Below are 20,073 nucleotides of genomic sequence, written 5' to 3'. Positions count from 1 at the left end.
TACATTCATTTTATACATTTATGATGCAAAGCTAAATCCGGGTTGTGACAGCCTTATGTCAGGGGTGAAAAACGGGTTTTAATGATATTTGTCGAAATATTCCTGCAAGGTCATTTGATGCGGTTCAAATTTTTCTCCAAGAACATGAAGGCTTTTGATGCGGTCGAGCCGGAAAAAACGGAAATCTCCGCGTAAGCGGCACCAGGCAACCAAAAGCCAGTTTTCCTGCGTACTCAACAAGGCAAAAGGTTCTATCAATCGGTTGGTGGTTTTTTCAGCTTCGTTGGTATATTCAATCTTCGTAACGCAGAAATTGGTCAGCGCAAACTGCAAATCCGACAAACTGTTGCTGTTTCTGTCTCCGTTAATGTTTTGACTGAAGCGGGTTCTTCCCACCAGCAAATCAGCTTTGTCTTTGATAGGGTTTCCTAAAACCGCTTTGATTTTTTCAATGGCTTCCGAATAGTCTTTCACAAAAGAAGCATCCTTGTTTTTCAGAACCAATTGCTCCGCAACAATCAATGCATTGGCTTGTTTTTCGGTAAACATTACGGGTGGAAGTCTGTAGCCATCCATCAACGAATAACCTTTTCCTTCTTCGGTAAAAATGGGAATTCCGGCTTGCTCCAATGCCCGGATATCGCGGTAGATTGTGCGAACACTCACCGAAAATTTATCGGCCAGTTCTGTTGCTGTCAAAAGCCGTTTTGTTTGCAGTTGCGTGATGATCGCCGTCAGGCGCGAAAGTCGTTTTGTATCGTTATCACTCATTGCTATCCATCTACTTTTTTAGCAAAATAAAAATAGTTTAGCAACATTTCCAATTGCCTGTATAACAAACATACTGTCTGAAATCCCTTTCCGTATTTTGTTTTTTAACTCTTTGTATGTATCTCATTTTCTTTTTTGTACTCATCGTAATCTGTCAACAAATGAGTTGCCAATATGGAGTTTTCTTTTAGAAGACACGGGATTCCATCAATTACGGGATAAGCTAAAAAGCTTTCTTTGCTATAAAGCAGCGAATCACTGTATTTGATCAGTTTTGTTAATGATATCGGACATCTTAAATCGATTTCCCCGGCGTTTTCGGCATTTTTTTCAATGACGATGATTCCGGTCGGATTCAATGGATTTATGGAGTAATCAAACAAGCGGTGTTCTATAATCTTGTATCCTAATTCCACTGCCGTGGCATGCAACCCGGTAACATAGCCGTGCTCATTCATTCGTTTCTTTGCCGGTTCATCGGCAAATTCATAAGCCGGCTCAAGCAGAACCAGGTATTTGCCCGTTACTCGGTACAATTCCTGTAATGCTTCTTTTTCATTGCCTCCATTTGGTTCTAAGGAGTGAGAAGTATAAACAATATCAACAGAATTATCCGGTAGTGGTATTTCAAACAAATTCGCTGTAAACAAGTTCGTTTCCTGCAAATTGAACTCGTTTAAAAATTCTTTGGCAAATTTGAGTCTGGACCATGAAATATCAAATCCCAGTACGTGGGACGTTTTTTTTGTCAGGTTTCCGACCACAAAATTCAAGGTTGTGCCTTCACCAACACCTGCTTCCATTATTGAATCAAAAGTCCCTAAACGCTCAATTACATTTGTTAGTGAAGCACAGTAGTTTTTTTTGAATTCCGGATTCTGTGAAAACCCTTTGATGTAAGACCCGGATTGAAAATCATAACTTATAAGAATATCCTCAACAGTATTTTGCTTATTGCCACTGATTGATTTGAGATATGTAATAATATTTTCTCCTTTCGAATAAATCTCTTTAATTTTTACAAGTTGTCTGAATTTTTCCATTTTAGCTTTATCTTTCAATTAATCGGTAGCTGATGCAGCATCCAAAGTTAACAAAATAGCTCCATCATATTTTCAGGTTTTGATAATCCTGTAAATCCGAATTTACGATACAATCCGTGTGCATCGGAAGTCGCCAAACGTAAAACTTTTACCTTGCTCAATGCTTCGTGTTCCAACATATATTTTATCAGAATCTTTGAAAATCCTTTTCCCTGGTATTTTTCATCAATAAACACATCCATGATATAAGCAAATTGTGCATAATCTGTTACTACACGCGCATAACCGATTTGTTTTCCGTTGAGGTAAACACCAAAGTTGAGCGAATTTTCGATACAGGTAAGCATCGTTTCCAGGCTTCTGTCCTTTGCCCAGTAAGTTTTTGAAATAAATGCCGTAATGTATTCGGGGTCCAGCCTGCTTTTTTCCGTTGAAATGATCAGATTTTCCATATTCTAAAATAATGTTTAACTGCAAATCGTGATTTCATTTAACGCCAAAAACAAGGAGTTATTTTTTCAAAACTCAAAGAGGGGAAAAACAACAAGCTGCCCGATCGAAGTCAGACAGCTTTTTTTGAGGTTTACCAACTATAAGCATTAATCCGCAATCTGAACGGATTTTGTAACAACGGTTCCGTCTGTATATATCAATGATAAATAATACATTCCAGGCGCCAGATTTCCGTTTAAAAATTCAAATCCCATTTGAGTTTTGGCATATGTTGCCGGAATTTCTTTTCCCGTAAGATCTCTTAAATTCAGCTGCTGAACCCATTGATTCGGAACATACACTTTGAAAGAACCTTTACCCGGATTCGGATAAATACTGAACCCATCTTTTTCAATTTGCTCTATTCCCAATTCACCGGTTATCATCGCGTTTGCAGCTGCAAAGACATTCGGCAGCGGCCCGATTTTTTCTGTAACCGGAAAATCTCCTGCAACCTGTGGTTTTCCGGTACTCACGAGCAAATCTCTGATCGTATTCACTGTTAACCTGTTTCCATTATGCTCTTCATTCAATGATTGCAGTAAAGCCACAGCACCAACAACGATGGGCGAAGCCCCGGAAGTTCCGCCGAAGGTATTGCTGTAATACTGATTTTCTCCTTCAGCAGAATAAGCCGTTCCATAACCGGTTGTCACAACTCCTTCTCCATTTCCCTGAACATCAATTCTGCTTCCGTAATTGGAGAACCACATTCTGGAACGTGGCGTATCATCCAAACCAACGGCTCCTGCTCCAACCATAATCGCTTCCGACCAGTTTTCCTCCAGGAAAGGATAATGTCCGTTATTATCCATACCAAACATCGGGTGATCGAGGTTTCTGTTACCGTTTCCTGCAGCTTCTACTACAATGATTCCGTTTCCGGAAACCAACTGAATGGCATCGTAAAAAGGTTCATACCATTCAACCGGTGCATAACCTTCTTCCGCTGTTCCTTCAAATGCCACAGTCTGTTGCTCAATCAATACGATGTCTCCTTCTCCCAATTCCGTTAACGTGCTGATTAAAGCTTCTTCCAGGTAATAAGCCATATCAACATAGGCTCCGGCAAAAAACAATTGACTTTCGTGAGCAATTCCGGTTGTTCCGTTTCCGTTATCCAGGGAAGCAATTTCACCCAATACAGCTGTTCCATGATCGTTTCCAAAACCAGGATCTTCCGGCGTCGGACCGATAATCGTAACCTGGGGTAAATCCGCGTGATTCATATTGAACTGATATTCGATATCACAGATTTTGATTCCTGCTCCATGGTTGTTATACGTATTCCAAAATTCCTCTGCGTGAATTCCCGGATTCTGATCGAACAAATAAATCTGTGTAGATTGAAGATTCGGCACAGCCGGCGTGCTTAATGTTGGAGGAACGCTCACATATTTGATATGCAAAAGACTTTTTAATTCCTTTTTCACCGTTTCCAGATTCACTCCCTCGTTTACATGAAACTCAAATAAGGTCTTCGGATTCGACAGGTTCTTTTTCAGTCGCTGCTTCGCTTTTTCGTAATATTGATCTAAAAGTTGCGGATCTATCGAATAAAACGGTTCCCAATGACCATATTGTTCCAAAACTTCTGTACCAGGATATGAATGATTTTCAATCATCAATTTTCCGGAATTTGCTGAAACACTTAGCTGATCTTCAAACTTGACATGTAAAATCCGCAAAGCGGATTTCTGTGCGGAAACAAAAAAGGAACTTGCTGATACCAGGATGAGTAGTATTACTTTCATAAGCCTATTTTTCTCAATGCTAGTGAATTATTCCTAACTATTCTCAAATAAAACCTGTAACCGTTCAAATATTGAGGGAAGTGTATTCGGACTTCTTTAAAGTGGTGTTTGATCCGCGAAGCGGAATTTTTCGAAAAAATAAGGGGTAATAAGCACTCAAAACAAATTGCACTGTTTTGAACGTTTCTGTTTAAAGCATTTTAATCCGGTTCGTCAGTTCATCTCTGTATGAACCACCGATCGGGATCAATTTGCGGTCGTTTTCCAACTGTAAATTCGGGAAATCAATAGACGCAATTTTGTCCAGGCGAACAATAAACGAACGATGCACGCGAATAAACTGGTCGGTTCCCAATTTTGTTTCGATATCCTTCATGGTTGAATGGATCGTGTATCTTGTTTCATTGGTGTTAATAACTACGTAATCTTTCAGAGCCTCAATGAAATAAATATCGTGCATATTCAATTTCACCAATTTGCTGTTCGATTTCACAAAGATGAACTCATTGAGGGAATCTTTTTCTTTATTTTCAACCAAAGAGTACAGCATATCGCGTTCACGCTCAACTTCCTGCTCTTTTTTATGTTTATAAAGTGCCATTTCAATGGACGTATGCAGATCAATTTCTTTGAATGGCTTTAAAATATATCCGTAAGGTTCTGTGACTTTTGCTTTCGATAAAGTTGCTTCGTCGGCGTAAGCTGTCAGATAAATGACAGGAATGGAGTATTGATTTCGGACGATTTCTGCGGTTTCAATTCCGTTCATTTCGCCCTTCAACATGATGTCCATTAAAACAATATCCGGCTGATTTGCTTCGAGTAATTCAAGTGCTTTTTCCCCTGACGGCGCTGCACCAATCACCTGATATCCAAGCTTTTTCAAACTGGATTGGATATCCTTCGAAACAATGAATTCATCTTCTACAACTAATACATTAGCCTTCGTCATTCTTTACAGCTTTGGATTCAAAAGTAATGAAAATTGCCATTTAATCACTATCTCTTACAATTATTTCATAGACGCATTACTTTCGTTCGTCTATTCGAATATAAACTTTAACTATGAATTGTCCAAATTCATCTTCAAAAGGGGAAGAGATAATAAAAAGAATAAAAGATTTATTTAAAAAGAATTTTACTATATCTATTAGGGGTGTTAATTCGTGTAAAACTTTCAATGGAATGATTCGTTTTTTAAACTTATGAGTCATTTAGGTCGATTTATTGACAATGAATACCTCCCTTTTGAACTTCTGTCACAAGAGTTTATGTAGATATGAACAAATAGTGTGGAATTGTTAATGTGGATAAAATAGTTTGTTTTCGGTCTGTTAATATGTGTTTAACATGATGATAAGATAGCGATAAAAACACCAAACTTTTTGATGCTTAATCCGGAAACTTGTACATATGATTAAATAGTTGGGATATCCTAGAAATACTTGTTGATTTTTTCTAACAGATATTGACAATTGAAACACAAAGACTGTGTATAACTACTTTTCAAAATCCATTATAAATCAATGGTTTAAGTTCAACCTGTTTTTCTTATTGTTAATTGATTGTACCATTTGTTGATAAGGTGTAACTTTGGCAAAACGTTTATATTTATGTCTCAAATTATTCCAATCGGAGCGGACCACGCAGGATTTCAATTGAAATCAAAAGTTATTACCCATTTAGAATCATTGGGTTACCAGGTAAAAGATTATGGTTGCTACAGTGAAGAAAGTATTGATTATGCAGATTTCGGGCATCCGGTTGCCGATCATGTGGAAGCAAATGAAGGTTCGAAAGGAATTGTGATTTGTGGAAGTGGAAACGGGATTAACATGACTGTTAATAAACACCAGGGGATTCGTGGGGCACTTTGCTGGAAAAAGGAAATTGCACAGCTGGCTCGTGAACACAACGATGCGAATATTCTGACATTACCTGCCCGCTTTGTTTCCGTGGAAGAAGCACTTGAAATGGTGGATATCTTCTGGAACACTGCTTTTGAAGGCGGAAGACACTTGAATCGAATCAATAAAATCCCGGTTTGTAAGTAATGTAAAATTGATAATGGAGAATTGAAAAGCTGTGTTTGTTTTCAATTTTAAATTATTAATTCTCAATTGAATAAGTATGAAAAGAATTCTCAGCATTTTATTTTCAGGCACTTTGCTTGTTTCCCACTCTCAGGAAGTCGATTTAGCTAAAAAATACAGTACCTATATAAATGAAGCAGATTTAAAAAAGAATCTGTCGGTCATTGCTTCAGACGATTATTTGGGAAGAGAAACCGGAAAACAAGGTCAGAAAATGACAGCTGAGTTTTTAACAGCCTATTTCAAAAAACTGGGTTGTGGCTTTGCTCCGGGAATGACCGGTTATGAACAACACTTTGATGTGATTGAAAGTACGCCGGGAGGAACCCTGAGTTTAAATGATCTGAATTTGAAGTTCAAAACAGACTTTATTTACTACGGATCCAAGTTGCGGGTGAGCCTGGATAACCTTCCTGTTTATAGTGTGGAACAATTAGCTCAGGCAGAAGAAAAACCATGCTATATGATATATGTCATGAAAAGCATGGAAGTACGTAAGGAAGTCTCAGCTTTGAAAAAGGAATTACCGAGACATGTAAAGGGAATAATCCTGGTTTCAGATAAGTATGATTCCTTGTATGAATACCTGGAACATTACGTGACAACCAAGACGATGTACTTGCCGGATCAGAGAAAGAAAGAAGATTTTCCGATTTTATTTGTGAAAGATGCTGCTATTTCCGGGTTGAAAAATAAATCCAATGCATTCCTGTTCGGAAAAGGAAAGTTCAAGGCAAAAGCAAACCCGAAACCACTCTTCACCTTAAATGCTGAATTGAATACACAGGAAGAGCGATTGACGAGTTCAAATGTCCTTGCTTATATAGAAGGAAGTGATCCAGTGCTTTCAAAAGAAGTGGTGATCATTACAGCTCATTACGACCACATTGGTGTAGACAATGGAGTAGTTTTCAACGGAGCAGATGATGACGGAACCGGAACAGTTGCTTTATTGGAATTGGCAGAAGCTTTTATGGCAGCAAAGAAAAATGGTGAAGGACCAAAAAGATCCATCCTGATCATGCCCGTTTCGGGTGAAGAAAAAGGATTGCTTGGTTCGGATTATTACTCTTCACATCCTGTCATTCCGTTGGGAAATACAGTTGCAGATCTGAATATTGATATGATCGGTCGAAATGATATTGCACACGAAAAGGACACGAATTATATCTATATCATCGGCTCAAATATGTTAAGCGACGGACTTCATGAAGCAAACGAAAGAGCTAATGAGAAGTATACACGGATCAAACTGGATTATAAATTCAACAGCTTATCGGATCCGAATCAGTTTTATTACCGTTCAGACCATTACAATTTTGCAAAGCACAGTATTCCGGTAATTTTCTATTTCAGCGGAGTGCACGAAGATTACCACCAGGCAACAGACGATGTGGAAAAGATCATATTCTCAAAGGTGGAGAAAGTAGCAAAATTAGTCTTCTTTACTGCCTGGGATCTTGCAGATGCTGCGAAAAGAATTATGGTAAATCATTAAAGGATCAATTCTGTTTTAGTTTTACCACATAGGAACATAGGTAGCATAACCAAAGAAACGCAACTAAAGCATCATGTTTTCTATGTGAACTACTGTGGTTGGAAACTCTTAATTGATTCCAAGCAAAGATTCGATTAGAGCATTCGTTTTCTTCACATACTCGTCGTAAACTTCTCCGGTTCCCGGACCGTTGAATCCGGTGTGAATGCGCTTCACTTCCCCGTCTCTTCCGATGTAAATAGATGTTGGGAAAGAGATCACTTCATTGAGCATTTTAAACTGTTCTGAAGCAATTCCTTTGGAAGCTTTTCCGCCTACAAGAAATGTAAAATCCAGGTTTTTACGTTGTTTTAATGTAAGAATCTTTTTAGCCTGTTCTTCAAATGAATCGGTAGCTTCATAACCAATTGAAATGATCTCCAATCCTTTTGAGTGATACTTATCGTAAAGTTCCTTGTAGTAATTTGTTTCATCCATACAATTCGGACACCAGGTTCCCATGATCTGAACAATTATGACTTTTCCTTTGGTTTGCTCATTCGGAAACTGGTAATCTTTTCCGTCAACGGTTTTCAGATTGAAGCTGAATTCTTTGGAATCGGGTTTTAAATTGGTAATGGAATCCGGATCTCTCAGTTCGAAATTCGGATTGTATGTTGCTGCAAAATCCGTTGAATAATGTTTTCCGCTATAGAAAAAACCTTGTATTCTATGATCCTTCAACGTTCCGTTCAACAGGAAAGCATGAGAACCGTCGAAAGCAGACAAGTAGAATTTAGAACCTTCAATATAACCTTCCAGGAAACGATAATCGCCGGTTTCAGTTCGGAAAGTTCCTGTAATGTGATTCTGATTTTGAGAGATAATTCCCAAAGCATCTTCCTGGTCTTTGGTTTCAGGAGAAAAATGAGTTTCCCATTTTCCATTCAGATTTCCGCTCACTTCTTCCTTTTTTCGTGGTTTTGGATTGAAATTAGCGAAAAAGGGAATTTTGTAATTAACACCTTTGTTGTAGTTAAACCAAAAACCTCTGATTTCTTTCTTCTTATGAGTGATAAAACGCAACTCAGAATCAAAGCTCGGAAAAGGAAGAATGATTGTATCACCTTTGTTAATTCCATTCGTTAATTCGATTCGTTCTTCAGCATTGTTTACAACTAAAAGAAGCCTTTTCTGCTTTTTTTCTACCGTTAAATGAACGGGTAATTGTGTTGTTTCGTTTAATTGAAGGTATGCTGAATAAGATCCTGGAGTAAGCGAAATCTTTTGAGAGTATGAGCATGTTGCTGAAAAAGAACCCAGTAACAAAAAGGCAAGCTGTAATTTCATGGAGTGTTAAAGTAGCAATAAAGTTAATTTTTTATTTGGAAGAATTTCTACTAATGCAACCTTTTTTGGTAGTTTAGAGTCTATTGATACAGCAAGTGCTATGGAAGATTTAACATTGGTAAATGAATGCGCCAAAGGAAATTCAAAAGCACAGCGAGCGTTGTTTGATAAGTTTGCCCCCAAAATGTTGGCTGTATGCCAGCGTTACCTGCGAAACAACCAGGAAGCTGAAGACGTATTACAAGACGGTTTTGTAAAGGTTTTTCAGAAGATTGTGGATTTCAAAATGGAAGGATCTTTGGAAGGGTGGATTCGAAGAATTATTGTGAATACGGCTTTGGATACCATTCGGAAGAATAAGAAATTATTGGATGATGTTCAGGTTGAAGAAGTTCAATACAAAGTATCTTTTACGGACCATCAGTTTGATGGAATGGATCTGGCACAGTTAATGAAGTTGATTAATGATATGCCGGATGGATACAGAGTGGTCTTTAACATGTTTGCAATAGAAGGTTATTCACACAAAGAAATAGCAGATACATTGGGAGTAACGGAGAATACCTCCAAATCACAATACTCGCGTGCACGAGCTTTTCTACGCACTCAATTAGAATTATTAGAACGTGATTGAAAAAGATAATATACAAGAACTGTTTTCGAAAGCTTTTGAAAACCAAACCTCTGCGGTAAGACCGGAGTTGTGGGCTGGTGTTCAGGCGAAGATGGCCGCTGCAGGAGTTGCTTCAACAGCTGCTGTTGCAACGAAGGGTCTTTCTGCTTTAACGAAATGGATCATTGGCTCAGCTGCGGTAGGAACTGTGGGTGTGGTCACAACTGTTATTGCTTTGAATTCCGGAGAGGAATCTGTCAATCAAAAAGAACAGAAGCCTCAAAAAGAATCTGTGAAAGTAGCTGCTGCTACGGAAGAAGCTTCCGGTGAGCACACACTACAGATAAATACTCCGGCGAATTCAGGCAAGAAAGAAACTGCTGAAAATCAAAACACAATCATTTTAAATAAAGAAACCCAGGAGAATAAAGATTTACTTCCGTATGATTTAAAATTAGCTGAGGAGACACATCCTGCAGATAAGAAAATTGAACCGAAATCGGAAGATAAAAAAGGTGCTGAACCGACCAATAAATCGGTAGTTGACGATAAAAAAGCAAACCCTGCTCCGGCTGGAAGCGGAATATCAAAAACTCCGGATAATAAGGCAGTTGAGAACCCGAAAAAATATCCTGAAAATACAAATGATCCGGTTTTTGCTGCTTTAGAAGCAAAGGTTACAAAATTCCCGACAATATTTACTCCTAATGGAGAGGGAACAAACGATATCTATTTTGTAACAGCTGAGAATATTGATGATTTTATTATGGTAATAATTGACCAGAATAACCGTGAAGTTTTCAGAACAAACATTCCTGGCGAAGCAAATGGTTGGAATGGAAGGGATAAAGGTGGTAATGAGGCTCCAAGCGGAAGCTATGCAGCAATTGTTACTGGAAAAGATCAAAACGGAAAAAGCTTTAGAGATATTCAACTATTTGAATTAAGACGCTAATAATTACACACATAAACTGAAACAAAGTGGAAAAAGAGAGCACTCGTCATTTGGCGGGTGCTTTTTTGTTGGTTTAAAATAGATTGATTATCAATTATTTAAACTTATTTATGTAATGTTGAACTTGAAGCTTGTCCCAATATTGGGAAATGGGGACATTGCGAATTTGAAAAAATGAAACACTTCTGAAAAACAGGAAGATAGAAACAAAAAAGCTCCGTATTATACGAAGCTTCCTGCCGGGTTTATTCGGCAAAAACATAAGTAATATAGAGCGGGAAATAAAAAAGCGCTACATGTGTAGCGCTTTTTCGGAGGTCTCGTCCGGATTCGAACCGGAGTGCACGGTTTTGCAGACCGGTGCCTAACCACTCGGCCACGAGACCGTATTGTGCGGGCAAAAATAGTAAATATTTCTTTAATCTACCAAGTTCCCGACTCAATAATAATTGCAACGTTGTCCACATCTCCGTTAATGGGAGGGCAAATCTTGGTAACTTTTACACGAAATCCGATTAACCCTTTGATTTCCTGTTCCATGCGTGAAACAATGCGCTGACCCACGTGTTCGATTAATTTCGAACGAATAGCCATTTCCTGTTCCACGATTGCATTGATATGAACATAATCAATCGTCTGACTCAATTCATCACTCTGGGCTGCCTGTTGAAAGTCGGTTTTCATGTGAACATCTACCAGGTAGTTTCCACCGATTTTTCCTTCCTCCTCCAGGCATCCGTGAAATGCGTAGAGCTTAATTCCGTTTACTTCTATAATGTGTTTCATCCTAGTTTTGCCAATCCGTCGTTCATTCGGTTCAAACATTCAGCCTTTCCAAGATAAGCTGCAATTTCAAACATAGAAGGCCCCATTCCTGCTCCTGTAACCAATAAACGGAACAAAGGAAGTACAGCGCCAATTCCTAAGTATTTCTCTTCTAAAAACGCTTTAAATGCGGTCTCAACGCTGTTTGCATCGAAGTCAGAAAGTGCCTCCAGTTTGTTTTTCCATTCGGTCATCAATGCTGCGGATTCTGGCTTCCATTTCTTTGAAACGGTCTGCTCATCGTATGATTCCGGCTTGTGGATCAGGTAAGAACCTTCAGTCATCATATCTTTCACAAACGTTGCGCGTTCTTTCATCAATTTACAGAAAGCTTCCAAACGTTCTTCCGAATCCGTTAAGTTGAATTGTTCTTTTAATAAACGAGCCAATTCCTTTTCAGAAGTGTTTTTCAAATATTGTTGCTGGAACCATTTTGTTTTGTCCGGGTCGAATTTTGCTCCGGCTTTCCCTACTCTGTCTAAAGTAAATGCCTGGATCAATTCATCCATGGAGAAGATCTCCTGTGTAGTTCCCGGATTCCATCCTAAGAAAGCAAGCATGTTGATAAATGCTCCTGCGAAATATCCGTTTTCACGATATCCGGAATACAACTCACCTTCAGCCGTTGTCCAGTTTGCCGGGAAAACAGGGAATCCTAAACGATCTCCATCTCTTTTGGAAAGTTTTCCGTTTCCGTCAGGACGTAATAACAAAGGTAAATGAGCGAATTGTGGAGCTTCCCATCCAAATGCCTGGTACAACATAATGTGCATCGGTGCGGATGGCAACCACTCCTCTCCACGGATAACATGCGAGATTTTCATCAAATGATCATCCACAATATTCGCCAAATGATAAGTTGGCATTCCGTCGCTTTTAAATAACACCTTGTCATCCAGGTTGTTCGTGTTTACAACAACCCATCCACGGATAATATCTTCGAAACGAACATCTTGATTACGAGGCATTTTGATACGGATCACATATGGATCGCCTGCATCCAAACGTCGTTTTACTTCATCAGCCGGAAGCATCAGAGAGTTTTTCAGATTTGTACGAGTCACGCTGTTATATTGCCAGTTCGGCATCCCCATTTGTTTTGCCTGCTCACGAACAGCTTCCAGTTCTTCAGGAGTATCAAATGCATAATAAGCTTTGTCATTTGCAACCAAATCTTCTGCAAACGGACGATACATTTCTTTTCGTTCACTTTGAATATACGGACCGTATTCTCCTCCGATTCCCGGACCTTCATCCGGAATAATTCCACACCAGTTCAAAGAATCCATGATATACTCCTGAGCACCAGGAACAAAGCGGGTCTGATCAGTATCCTCGATACGAATGATAAAGGTTCCGTTAGTGTGTTTTGCGAAAAGATAATTGTAAAGTGCTGTCCGAACACCTCCCATGTGTAAAGGTCCTGTTGGGGACGGTGCGAAACGAACGCGTACGTTTGACGAACTCATGCTTGTAAATTTTATGCAAAAGTAATTAAATAATGACCTGATTCCGCAAAATAGGCTAAGGTGAAAATTAGGAAAGATTAACCTTTTTTAAGAGTAAAGTGTACAGGCTCTTAGAATTTGAAGAAGACGTTCTGTATGAACTTTTCTACTTTAGTAAGTTATTCTTATAAGAATTGTTTTTATGTCAGCTTTTGATCGCTTAATTGAACAAATAGACGCCTTCATCCGGAAGTATTACAAGAGTGAAATCCTGAAGGGTGTATTGATCGTAACAGGCTTTTTATTAGCCTCCTGGCTAACGGTGAGCGTGATGGAATATTTTGGTCGTTTTCCAAGTTCCGTTCGATTGATCCTGTTGCTTTTATTTATCGGAACGAATGGCTATTTGCTGGTTCGTTATTTTGTTCTTCCGTTCATGCGTTTGTATTCGTTCGGAAAGCGGATTAACCGTACACAGGCTGCGCGTATCATCGGATCGTTTTTCCCGAATGTTTCCGACCGTTTGTTGAATACCCTTCAATTGAATGAAATCGTTAACGAAGACGACAGAAGTTTTGAATTGATCCGTGCAAGTGTTTCACAGCGCTCGAATGAATTGCTGGCCGTGAAGTTTGAAGAAGCGGTTCGTTATGAAGATTCAAGAAAGTATTTAAAGTATGTGATTCCGATTATATTGATTTTCGGAGCCGTAGCAATCTTCACTCCGGGCTGGATCACGAAAGGATCATCGAATGTGGTGAACTTTTCAAAAGCACAGGAAGCTCCGTTTGACTTCCATTTGGTGGGTAAGAAGGATCGTTTGAAAGAAGGAAGCTCATACAATGTAGAAGTAGATATTACAGGAATGTATGTTCCGGAACACGTTTTCCTGGTTTCGAATCGTGGTCGTTACAAGATGAATAAGGTTCGCAAGAATCGTTTGTCCTTCCCTATTGAAAATTTGAAATCTGATTTGGTATTTCACTTTGAAAGTGAAGGGTTTGAATCAAAAGAATTCCTGGTAAAAGTATTGGGAAATTCTTCTTTGGGAAAAGTGGTCGCAACACTTCACTATCCGAAATATTTAAAGAAGAAAGACGAACGCTTATTGAATATTGCGGATCTGGATTTACCGGAAGGAACGAAAGTAGACTGGAGTGTAGAGGCCAGAAATGTAAGCTGGTTCAAAGTTTTTGGAAAGGGATTCTCCAAGCGGTTTGAAAGTGGCAACGGAGAATTTCAAAACACCTTTAAAGACGATGAAAACCTGAACTTCGTGTTGAAGAACAAGGATTTGAATTCCCTCGACACATCAAATATTCAGGTGCATGTGATTAAAGATGCCTTTCCTTCCATCCTGGTTTCTGAAAGTGTTGATTCGGTGAAAACCTCTGTGCGCTTATTCGAAGGGTTGATCTCAGACGATTACGGTCTGACTTCATTGTACTTCTTGTATACAATCAAGAAGAAAGACGGAAGCGAATTGAAGCGAAAAATGCTGGTTGATAAGTACAGTTCTACGAATGACAAGTTTTCATTCGCGGTAGATTTCAGCAGAGACAACATTGGCGTGGAAGACAAAATTTCTTACAACTTTTTAGTGTATGACAACGATGGTGTGAATGGTTCGAAAAGCACTTCTTCCCAGAACTTCGTATATGAATTGCCGACGCTTACCAACCTGAACGACAAGCGGGATGAAGTTCAGAAGGAATTGAAAAACGCGTTGACAGACGTTTATAAAAAGACAGAACAATTTCAGAAGGATGTGAACAAGCTTCAAAAGTCGTTGATGAACAAGTCAAAAAGTGACTTTAAAAACATGGAGCAGGTTCAATCGTTGAAACAGCAACAACAATCGCTTCAGGAAGAATTGCAGGCGATCAAGGATAAATTGGATGCGAGCAATCAGGAAAAGAATAAACTGAGTGAACAAGATGAAGAATTGTTGAAGCAGCAAGAGTTGATTGAAGAACTTTTGAAAGAAGTTATGGATGACGAATTGAAAAAGTTGTTGGACGATTTGGAGAAGTTGATGGAGAAAAACGATCAGCTTCAAATGAAAAATGAAACCCAAAAGCTCGATGCATCCAGTGATGAAATGAAAAAGCAATTGGACCGCACGATGGAAATGTTGAAACGTTTACAAGTGAATGAGAAGATTGATGATTTGGAGAAGGAGTTGGATCAATTGGCTGAAGAGCAGGAAAAGTTAGAGAAAGACGTTAAAAATGAAAAGCTGAATGAGAAGGAAGCATCGAAGAAACAGGAAGAGTTGAACAAGAAGTTCGATGAGTTGAAGAAGGATATGCAGGAACTTCAAAAGCTGAATGAAGAATTGGAACGGCCAATGCCATTGGATTCGTTTGACCAGGAGCAACAAGAGATTTCAAAAGAAATGAATGATGCAAAAAGCAAACTGGATCAGGGGAAGAAAAGCAAAGCGGGAGAAAGCCAGAAAAGTGCTGCTCAGAAAATGAAAGAGCTTTCAGATCAGTTGAACAACCAACAGGAATCTGCAAACAAAAAGCAGAATGAAGAAGACATGAGTTTGATTCGTTTGTTGTTAGAGAACTTAATGTCTTTGAGTTTCGATCAGGAATATGTGATGAACAAATTCGGAAAGGTGAAAGACATGGATCCTTACTATAATAAGTTGGGAAGAAAACAGCGAAGTATCATGGATGACAACAAATTGGTGGAAGACAGCTTGATGGCTTTGGCAAAAAGACAAACCAAAATTGCTCCGTTTATCGACAAGGAATTGAAAGATATCCGTTCAAACTTCGGGTTGATTACAGATGAAATCGGTGAACACAATCGTAGAGGCTTGCAGCAACATCAGCAATATGTGATGACGAGTTACAACAACCTGGCACTGATGTTGAACGAAAGTCTGCAGGCAATGCAGCAGCAAGCACAACAGCAAAAGCCTGGTTCAGGTTCGTGTGATAATCCTGGTGGAGCTGGACAGAAACCAAGCGGTGGTCAGATGTCGCCCGGAGATATGAAAGAAATGTTGAAGAAGCAATTGGAACAAATGAAGAAAGGTCCGAACCCTGGGGGGAAACAACCTGGTGATAAACCGGGAGAAGGAACGCAGGGAATGCCCGGATTGGGAAATAAAGAGATTGCAAAGATGGCTGCTCAGCAAACAGCGATTCGTCAGCGCTTAGAGCAATTGCGAAATGAAATGAACAAAGACGGACAAGGAAAGGGAAATCAATTGAACCCGTTGATCAAGGAATTGGAACAACAGGAGAAAGATTTGATCAATAAGCAATTCTCTCCGGAGATGATTCGTCGCCAGCAGGATATTTTGACACGGCTTCTGGAAAGTGAGAAGGCATTGAAGGAAAGAGGCTTCGAAGAGAAAAGAGAATCAATTTCCGGAAAAAACATCAATTATGGTAACCTTATTCGATTTGATGAGTATAAGCGTAACAAGCTTGGACAAGTTGAGTTGTTGCGTGCTGTAGATCCTTTGTTAACGAAGTACTACAAAGACAAAGCAGGTAAATACTTCAACCAGTTCTAGTGAACGTAGAACATTAAATGAATAGAATGAAAGAAGGGTTTACTTTAATTGATTCGTTAAGCATTCCTTCAGAATTGAATAATTTGCCGGTTGTCGAATCTATGATCGACAAAGCGTGTCAGACTATTGGAATAGATGAAGACATGTATGGTAATGTTTTGATAGCGGTAACAGAAGCGGTGAACAACGCGATTATTCATGGAAACGCCATGCATACTTCTAAAGAAGTGAAGCTGGAGTTTTATGAAACAAGTGATGGTTTCGGTTTCAGAATATGTGATGAAGGAACCGGTTTTGATCATGGACATCTCCCCGATCCTACCGCCCCTGAGAATATTGAAAAGGAAAATGGACGAGGGATTTTTCTGATGCGCAATCTGGCTGATGAAGTTTCTTTCAATGATTCAGGAAATGAAGTGAACGTTTTTTTTAATAAGTAATGGTAGAAGTTTTTTTTGAAGATATAGAAGAAGTTCCGGGTGTCAACCCGGAATTTTTGTTTGCATGGTATACCAATGTGTGTTCGGTTGAGAAGAAACAATTGGGAGATTTGTCCGTGATCTTTTGTTCGGACGAACATTTATTGGAGATGAACAAGGAGTACTTGCAGCACGATTATTACACAGATATTATCACGTTTGATTATACGGAGGGTGATTTGGTTTCGGGCGATTTGTTTATTAGTGTTGACCGGGTTCGGGATAATGCGGATCAATTCGATTCGGTTTTTCAGGATGAACTTCATCGGGTTTGTATTCATGGTTTATTGCATTTATGCGGATACAAGGATAAGTCAGAGGCTGATGAAGAATTGATGCGCTCGAAAGAAAATGAAATGTTGCTGTTGCGTGAGTTTCACGTGGAACATTTGAAAAACTAAATTGAGTGGCACGGATTTGTTTCACGTGGAACATGATTTGTTTTGTGAAATTTTCCAGTGTGAGTAAATCGAAAAGAGATTGGTTCAAGGAAATGTTAATGTTACGTAAGTTTCACGTGGAACATTTGAAGGCTTGGAGGGATGATAGTAATTTTGTTCCACGTGAAACATGAAATAGTATGTTGAAGAATTATGATGTCATTGTAGTTGGTGGTGGACACGCCGGTTGTGAGGCTGCGAATGCAGCTGCGAAACTGGGTTGTTCCGTGTTGTTGGTTACAATGAATATGAATACAATTGCTCAGATGAGTTGCAATCCTGCCATGGGTGGAGTTGCGAAAGGGCAAATTGTTCGTGAGATTGATGCGCTGGGTGGTGGATCCGGAATTGTTTCGGATTTGTCCGCGATCCAATTTCGAATGCTGAATCGTTCGAAAGGTCCGGCTATGTGGTCTCCGCGAACTCAAAATGATCGAATGAAGTTTGCTGAGGAATGGCGCTTGCTTTTGGAGCGAAATCTGAATGTGGACTTTTGGCAGGATATGTCGAATGGATTGATCGTTGAAAATGGAAAAGTTGTCGGAGTTCGTACTTCGATGGGAATGTCTATATATGGTAAGTCGGTTGTTTTGACGAATGGAACATTCCTGAACGGATTGATTCATTTGGGTGAAAAACAATTTGGCGGTGGACGAATCGGCGAAAAAGGTGCCACCGGGATCACAGAAGATTTGATCGCGATGGGATTTGAAGCCGGAAGAATGAAGACCGGAACACCTCCAAGAATTGATGGTCGTTCCCTGGATTATACCAAAATGGAGCTTCAGGACGGAGACGAAAATCCAAGCAAGTTTTCTTATGGAAACACAGAAGCATTAAAAATCCAGCGAGCTTGTCATATCACGTACACTTCTACCCTCACACACGATTTGTTGCGTGAAGGCTTTGATCGTTCTCCGATGTTCAATGGGGCGATCAAAAGTAGTGGTCCGAGATATTGTCCAAGTATTGAAGATAAGATCAATCGTTTTGCAGACAGAGATCGTCATCAGATTTTTGTGGAGCCGGAAGGTTGGAATACAATCGAAATCTATGTGAATGGGTTTTCAACCAGTTTGCCGGAGGATGTTCAGCTTCGTGCTTTGCGTTCGATTCCTGGTTTCGAAGAAGCAAAAATGTTCAGACCAGGCTATGCAATCGAATACGATTACTTCCCTCCTACGCAACTAAAACACACGTTGGAAACAAAATTGGTTGAAGGATTGTATTTCGCGGGACAAATAAATGGAACTACCGGATATGAAGAAGCAGCTTGCCAGGGATTAATGGCTGGAATTAATGCTGCGTTGAAAGTTCAGGAAAAGGATCCGTTTATTTTATCCAGAAGTGAAGCTTATATCGGAGTTTTGATCGACGATTTGATTACGAAAGGAACTCAGGAACCATATCGTATGTTTACCTCGCGCGCGGAGTACCGCATTTTATTACGTCAGGATAATGCAGATGTTCGCCTAACTCCAATGGCTTTTGAACTAGGTTTGCAGGATCAGGATGCAATGGATCGTGTGAATAGAAAAGTAAATGCTGCAAAAGAATTAATCGGAGCGTTGCGCAAAGAAGGCGTTAGCCCGGATGTTGCAAATCCCGTGTTGGATTTGGTTGGTAGCTCTCCCCTTTCTCAACAGGTGAAATTAGCTTCTGTATTGACACGGCCGCATGTGACGATGGAACATGTTTTGAAAATGAGTCAGAGTGTTCGCGAGTTGGCTGATAAGTTACACGTGGAACATGAAGATGCTGTTGAGCAGGCTGAAATCCTGTTAAAGTACGAAGGATATATTGCTCGTGAAGAGGAAGTGGCACTCAAGCTTTCCCGTTTGGAAGAGGTTTCAATTCCTTCCACCATGGATTATAGTTTGTTGAAATCACTTTCTTCAGAGGCAAAAGAGAAATTAGGTAAGATTCGACCTGTAACCATTGGTCAGGCATCCCGTGTTAGTGGTGTTTCCCCCAGCGATATTTCAGTTTTATTAATTCATTTAGGAAGATAGTTTCACGTGGAACATTTAAACCAAGCAACTTGCCCCTCTTGCGGAGCACAATCTTTTAGTACATATCTAACGGTTAAAGATCACTTTCTTTCGAAGGAATCCTTTAAGCTGGATCTTTGCGATAACTGTCAATTGTTATTTACGAACCCGCGGCCAACCCTGGATCGTATTGGTGATTACTATAAATCGGAAGAATACGTTTCGCACAGTTCAACGAAGAAGGGAATCATCAATAGCGTATATGCAAAGGTTCGTTCTTATACATTGAAGAAGAAAATTGCTTTGCTGAAAGAATTAACTTCCGGTAAAGATTTGTTGGATATCGGTGCAGGAACCGGTCATTTTCTGGCGAAGGCAAAAGAATCCGGATTTCATGTTTTGGGTTTGGAACCAGATGAAGATGCGCGGAAAGTTGCTTTGTCTGAAAATGGAATTGAATTAAAGGACTTGAATTTGCTTCACCATTTGAATCAAAAGTTTCATGCGATTACCATGTGGCATGTATTGGAGCATGTTTATAACCTGCAGGAAGATCTGGAGAAGATTTCCTCCCTGGTAATTCAAGACGGCGTTTTGATTATTGCCGTTCCGAACTATACTTCTTTCGACGCTCAGTATTACAAAGAATATTGGGCGGCTTATGATGTTCCACGTCACCTTTATCACTTTTCTCCCAAGTCGATTATTCCTTTAGTTGAATCGAAAGGATTGAAATTTGAAAAAATGCTCCCGATGAAATTCGACAGCTACTATGTTTCGATGCTGAGTGAAAAATACAAGGGC

Annotated in this window: 17 protein-coding genes and 1 tRNA gene; 9 read left to right on the top strand and 9 right to left on the bottom strand. The window is 39.6% G+C overall.

The genetic code is table 11. From position 1 onward, the window contains the following. Positions 1-78 precede the first annotated feature (78 nt). The 5 genes from Q1V93_RS02840 to Q1V93_RS02820 all read right to left on the bottom strand — a co-directional run bounded on the left by Q1V93_RS02840 (position 79) and on the right by Q1V93_RS02820 (position 5,012). Positions 79-771, bottom strand: coding sequence for a YafY family protein (locus tag Q1V93_RS02840; protein ID WP_300661155.1), 693 nt, complete (start codon positions 769-771; stop codon positions 79-81). 104 nt (positions 772-875) lie between these two features. Beyond that, positions 876-1,814, bottom strand: coding sequence for a methyltransferase domain-containing protein (locus Q1V93_RS02835; RefSeq protein WP_300661154.1), 939 nt, complete (start codon positions 1,812-1,814; stop codon positions 876-878). A gap of 47 nt (positions 1,815-1,861) precedes the next feature. Then, a complete protein-coding gene (locus tag Q1V93_RS02830; RefSeq protein ID WP_300661152.1) occupies positions 1,862-2,266 on the bottom strand; it encodes a GNAT family N-acetyltransferase in 405 nt (134 codons plus the stop codon). Between the two features lie 147 nt (positions 2,267-2,413). Further along, a complete protein-coding gene (locus Q1V93_RS02825; RefSeq protein WP_300661149.1) occupies positions 2,414-4,060 on the bottom strand; it encodes a S8 family peptidase in 1,647 nt (548 codons plus the stop codon). Between the two features lie 190 nt (positions 4,061-4,250). Then, positions 4,251-5,012 (bottom strand): response regulator, encoded by a 762-nt coding sequence (locus Q1V93_RS02820; RefSeq protein ID WP_124747395.1) that lies wholly within the window; start codon positions 5,010-5,012, stop codon positions 4,251-4,253. A 661-nt stretch (positions 5,013-5,673) separates the two neighbouring features. On the opposite strand from Q1V93_RS02820, the gene rpiB reads away from it, so the two are divergent. After that, entirely contained in the window at positions 5,674-6,114 is a 441-nt protein-coding gene (rpiB, locus tag Q1V93_RS02815) for a ribose 5-phosphate isomerase B (RefSeq protein ID WP_300661143.1), read from the top strand. A gap of 76 nt (positions 6,115-6,190) precedes the next feature. After that, positions 6,191-7,651, top strand: a complete 1,461-nt coding sequence (locus tag Q1V93_RS02810) for a M28 family peptidase (protein WP_300661140.1) — start codon at positions 6,191-6,193, stop codon at positions 7,649-7,651. Positions 7,652-7,759: 108 nt separating this feature from the next. Here the strand turns inward: Q1V93_RS02810 and Q1V93_RS02805 are convergent, their stop codons facing one another. Beyond that, positions 7,760-8,980, bottom strand: coding sequence for a TlpA disulfide reductase family protein (locus tag Q1V93_RS02805; protein ID WP_300661137.1), 1,221 nt, complete (start codon positions 8,978-8,980; stop codon positions 7,760-7,762). Positions 8,981-9,080: 100 nt separating this feature from the next. Here Q1V93_RS02805 and Q1V93_RS02800 point away from each other — a divergent pair, with 100 nt between their 5' ends. After that, complete coding sequence (locus tag Q1V93_RS02800; protein WP_124747399.1) at positions 9,081-9,614, top strand: RNA polymerase sigma factor; 534 nt, start codon at positions 9,081-9,083, stop codon at positions 9,612-9,614. Beyond that, the gene (locus Q1V93_RS02795) at positions 9,607-10,548 is read left to right on the top strand and encodes a gliding motility-associated C-terminal domain-containing protein (RefSeq protein ID WP_300661131.1); all 942 of its coding nucleotides are present in this window, start codon (positions 9,607-9,609) and stop codon (positions 10,546-10,548) included. Before Q1V93_RS02800 ends, Q1V93_RS02795 begins: the two co-directional genes overlap by 8 nt. A 315-nt stretch (positions 10,549-10,863) precedes the next feature. Here Q1V93_RS02795 and Q1V93_RS02790 read toward each other — a convergent pair. The 3 genes from Q1V93_RS02790 to gltX all read right to left on the bottom strand — a co-directional run bounded on the left by Q1V93_RS02790 (position 10,864) and on the right by gltX (position 12,842). After that, a tRNA-Cys gene (locus Q1V93_RS02790) sits at positions 10,864-10,934 on the bottom strand. A gap of 37 nt (positions 10,935-10,971) precedes the next feature. Continuing rightward, positions 10,972-11,334, bottom strand: a complete 363-nt coding sequence (folB, locus tag Q1V93_RS02785) for a dihydroneopterin aldolase (RefSeq protein ID WP_300661128.1) — start codon at positions 11,332-11,334, stop codon at positions 10,972-10,974. Further along, a complete protein-coding gene (gene gltX, locus Q1V93_RS02780; protein WP_300661125.1) occupies positions 11,331-12,842 on the bottom strand; it encodes a glutamate--tRNA ligase in 1,512 nt (503 codons plus the stop codon). Before gltX ends, folB begins: the two co-directional genes overlap by 4 nt. 181 nt (positions 12,843-13,023) lie before the next feature. On the opposite strand from gltX, the gene Q1V93_RS02775 reads away from it, so the two are divergent. The 5 genes from Q1V93_RS02775 to Q1V93_RS02755 form a co-directional block, all read left to right on the top strand. Beyond that, positions 13,024-16,359 carry a hypothetical protein gene (locus tag Q1V93_RS02775; RefSeq protein WP_300661122.1) on the top strand — a complete coding sequence of 1,112 codons (3,336 nt, stop codon included), beginning with the start codon at positions 13,024-13,026 and terminating at the stop codon, positions 16,357-16,359. Positions 16,360-16,385: 26 nt separating this feature from the next. Further along, entirely contained in the window at positions 16,386-16,799 is a 414-nt protein-coding gene (locus Q1V93_RS02770) for an ATP-binding protein (RefSeq protein WP_300661119.1), read from the top strand. Further along, complete coding sequence (gene ybeY, locus Q1V93_RS02765; protein WP_300661116.1) at positions 16,799-17,239, top strand: rRNA maturation RNase YbeY; 441 nt, start codon at positions 16,799-16,801, stop codon at positions 17,237-17,239. The genes Q1V93_RS02770 and ybeY overlap by 1 nt, the downstream gene beginning before the upstream one ends. A 179-nt stretch (positions 17,240-17,418) precedes the next feature. Next, positions 17,419-19,290, top strand: a complete 1,872-nt coding sequence (gene mnmG, locus Q1V93_RS02760) for a tRNA uridine-5-carboxymethylaminomethyl(34) synthesis enzyme MnmG (RefSeq protein WP_300661113.1) — start codon at positions 17,419-17,421, stop codon at positions 19,288-19,290. Positions 19,291-19,296: 6 nt separating this feature from the next. After that, a partial coding sequence (locus Q1V93_RS02755; RefSeq protein WP_300661110.1) for a class I SAM-dependent methyltransferase occupies positions 19,297-20,073 on the top strand: 777 nt, incomplete at its 3' end.

The organism is Fluviicola sp. (assembly GCF_030151805.1).
In the GTDB taxonomy this organism is placed as follows: domain Bacteria; phylum Bacteroidota; class Bacteroidia; order Flavobacteriales_D; family Crocinitomicaceae; genus Fluviicola.
This window is presented reverse-complemented; position numbering and strand designations above follow the sequence as displayed.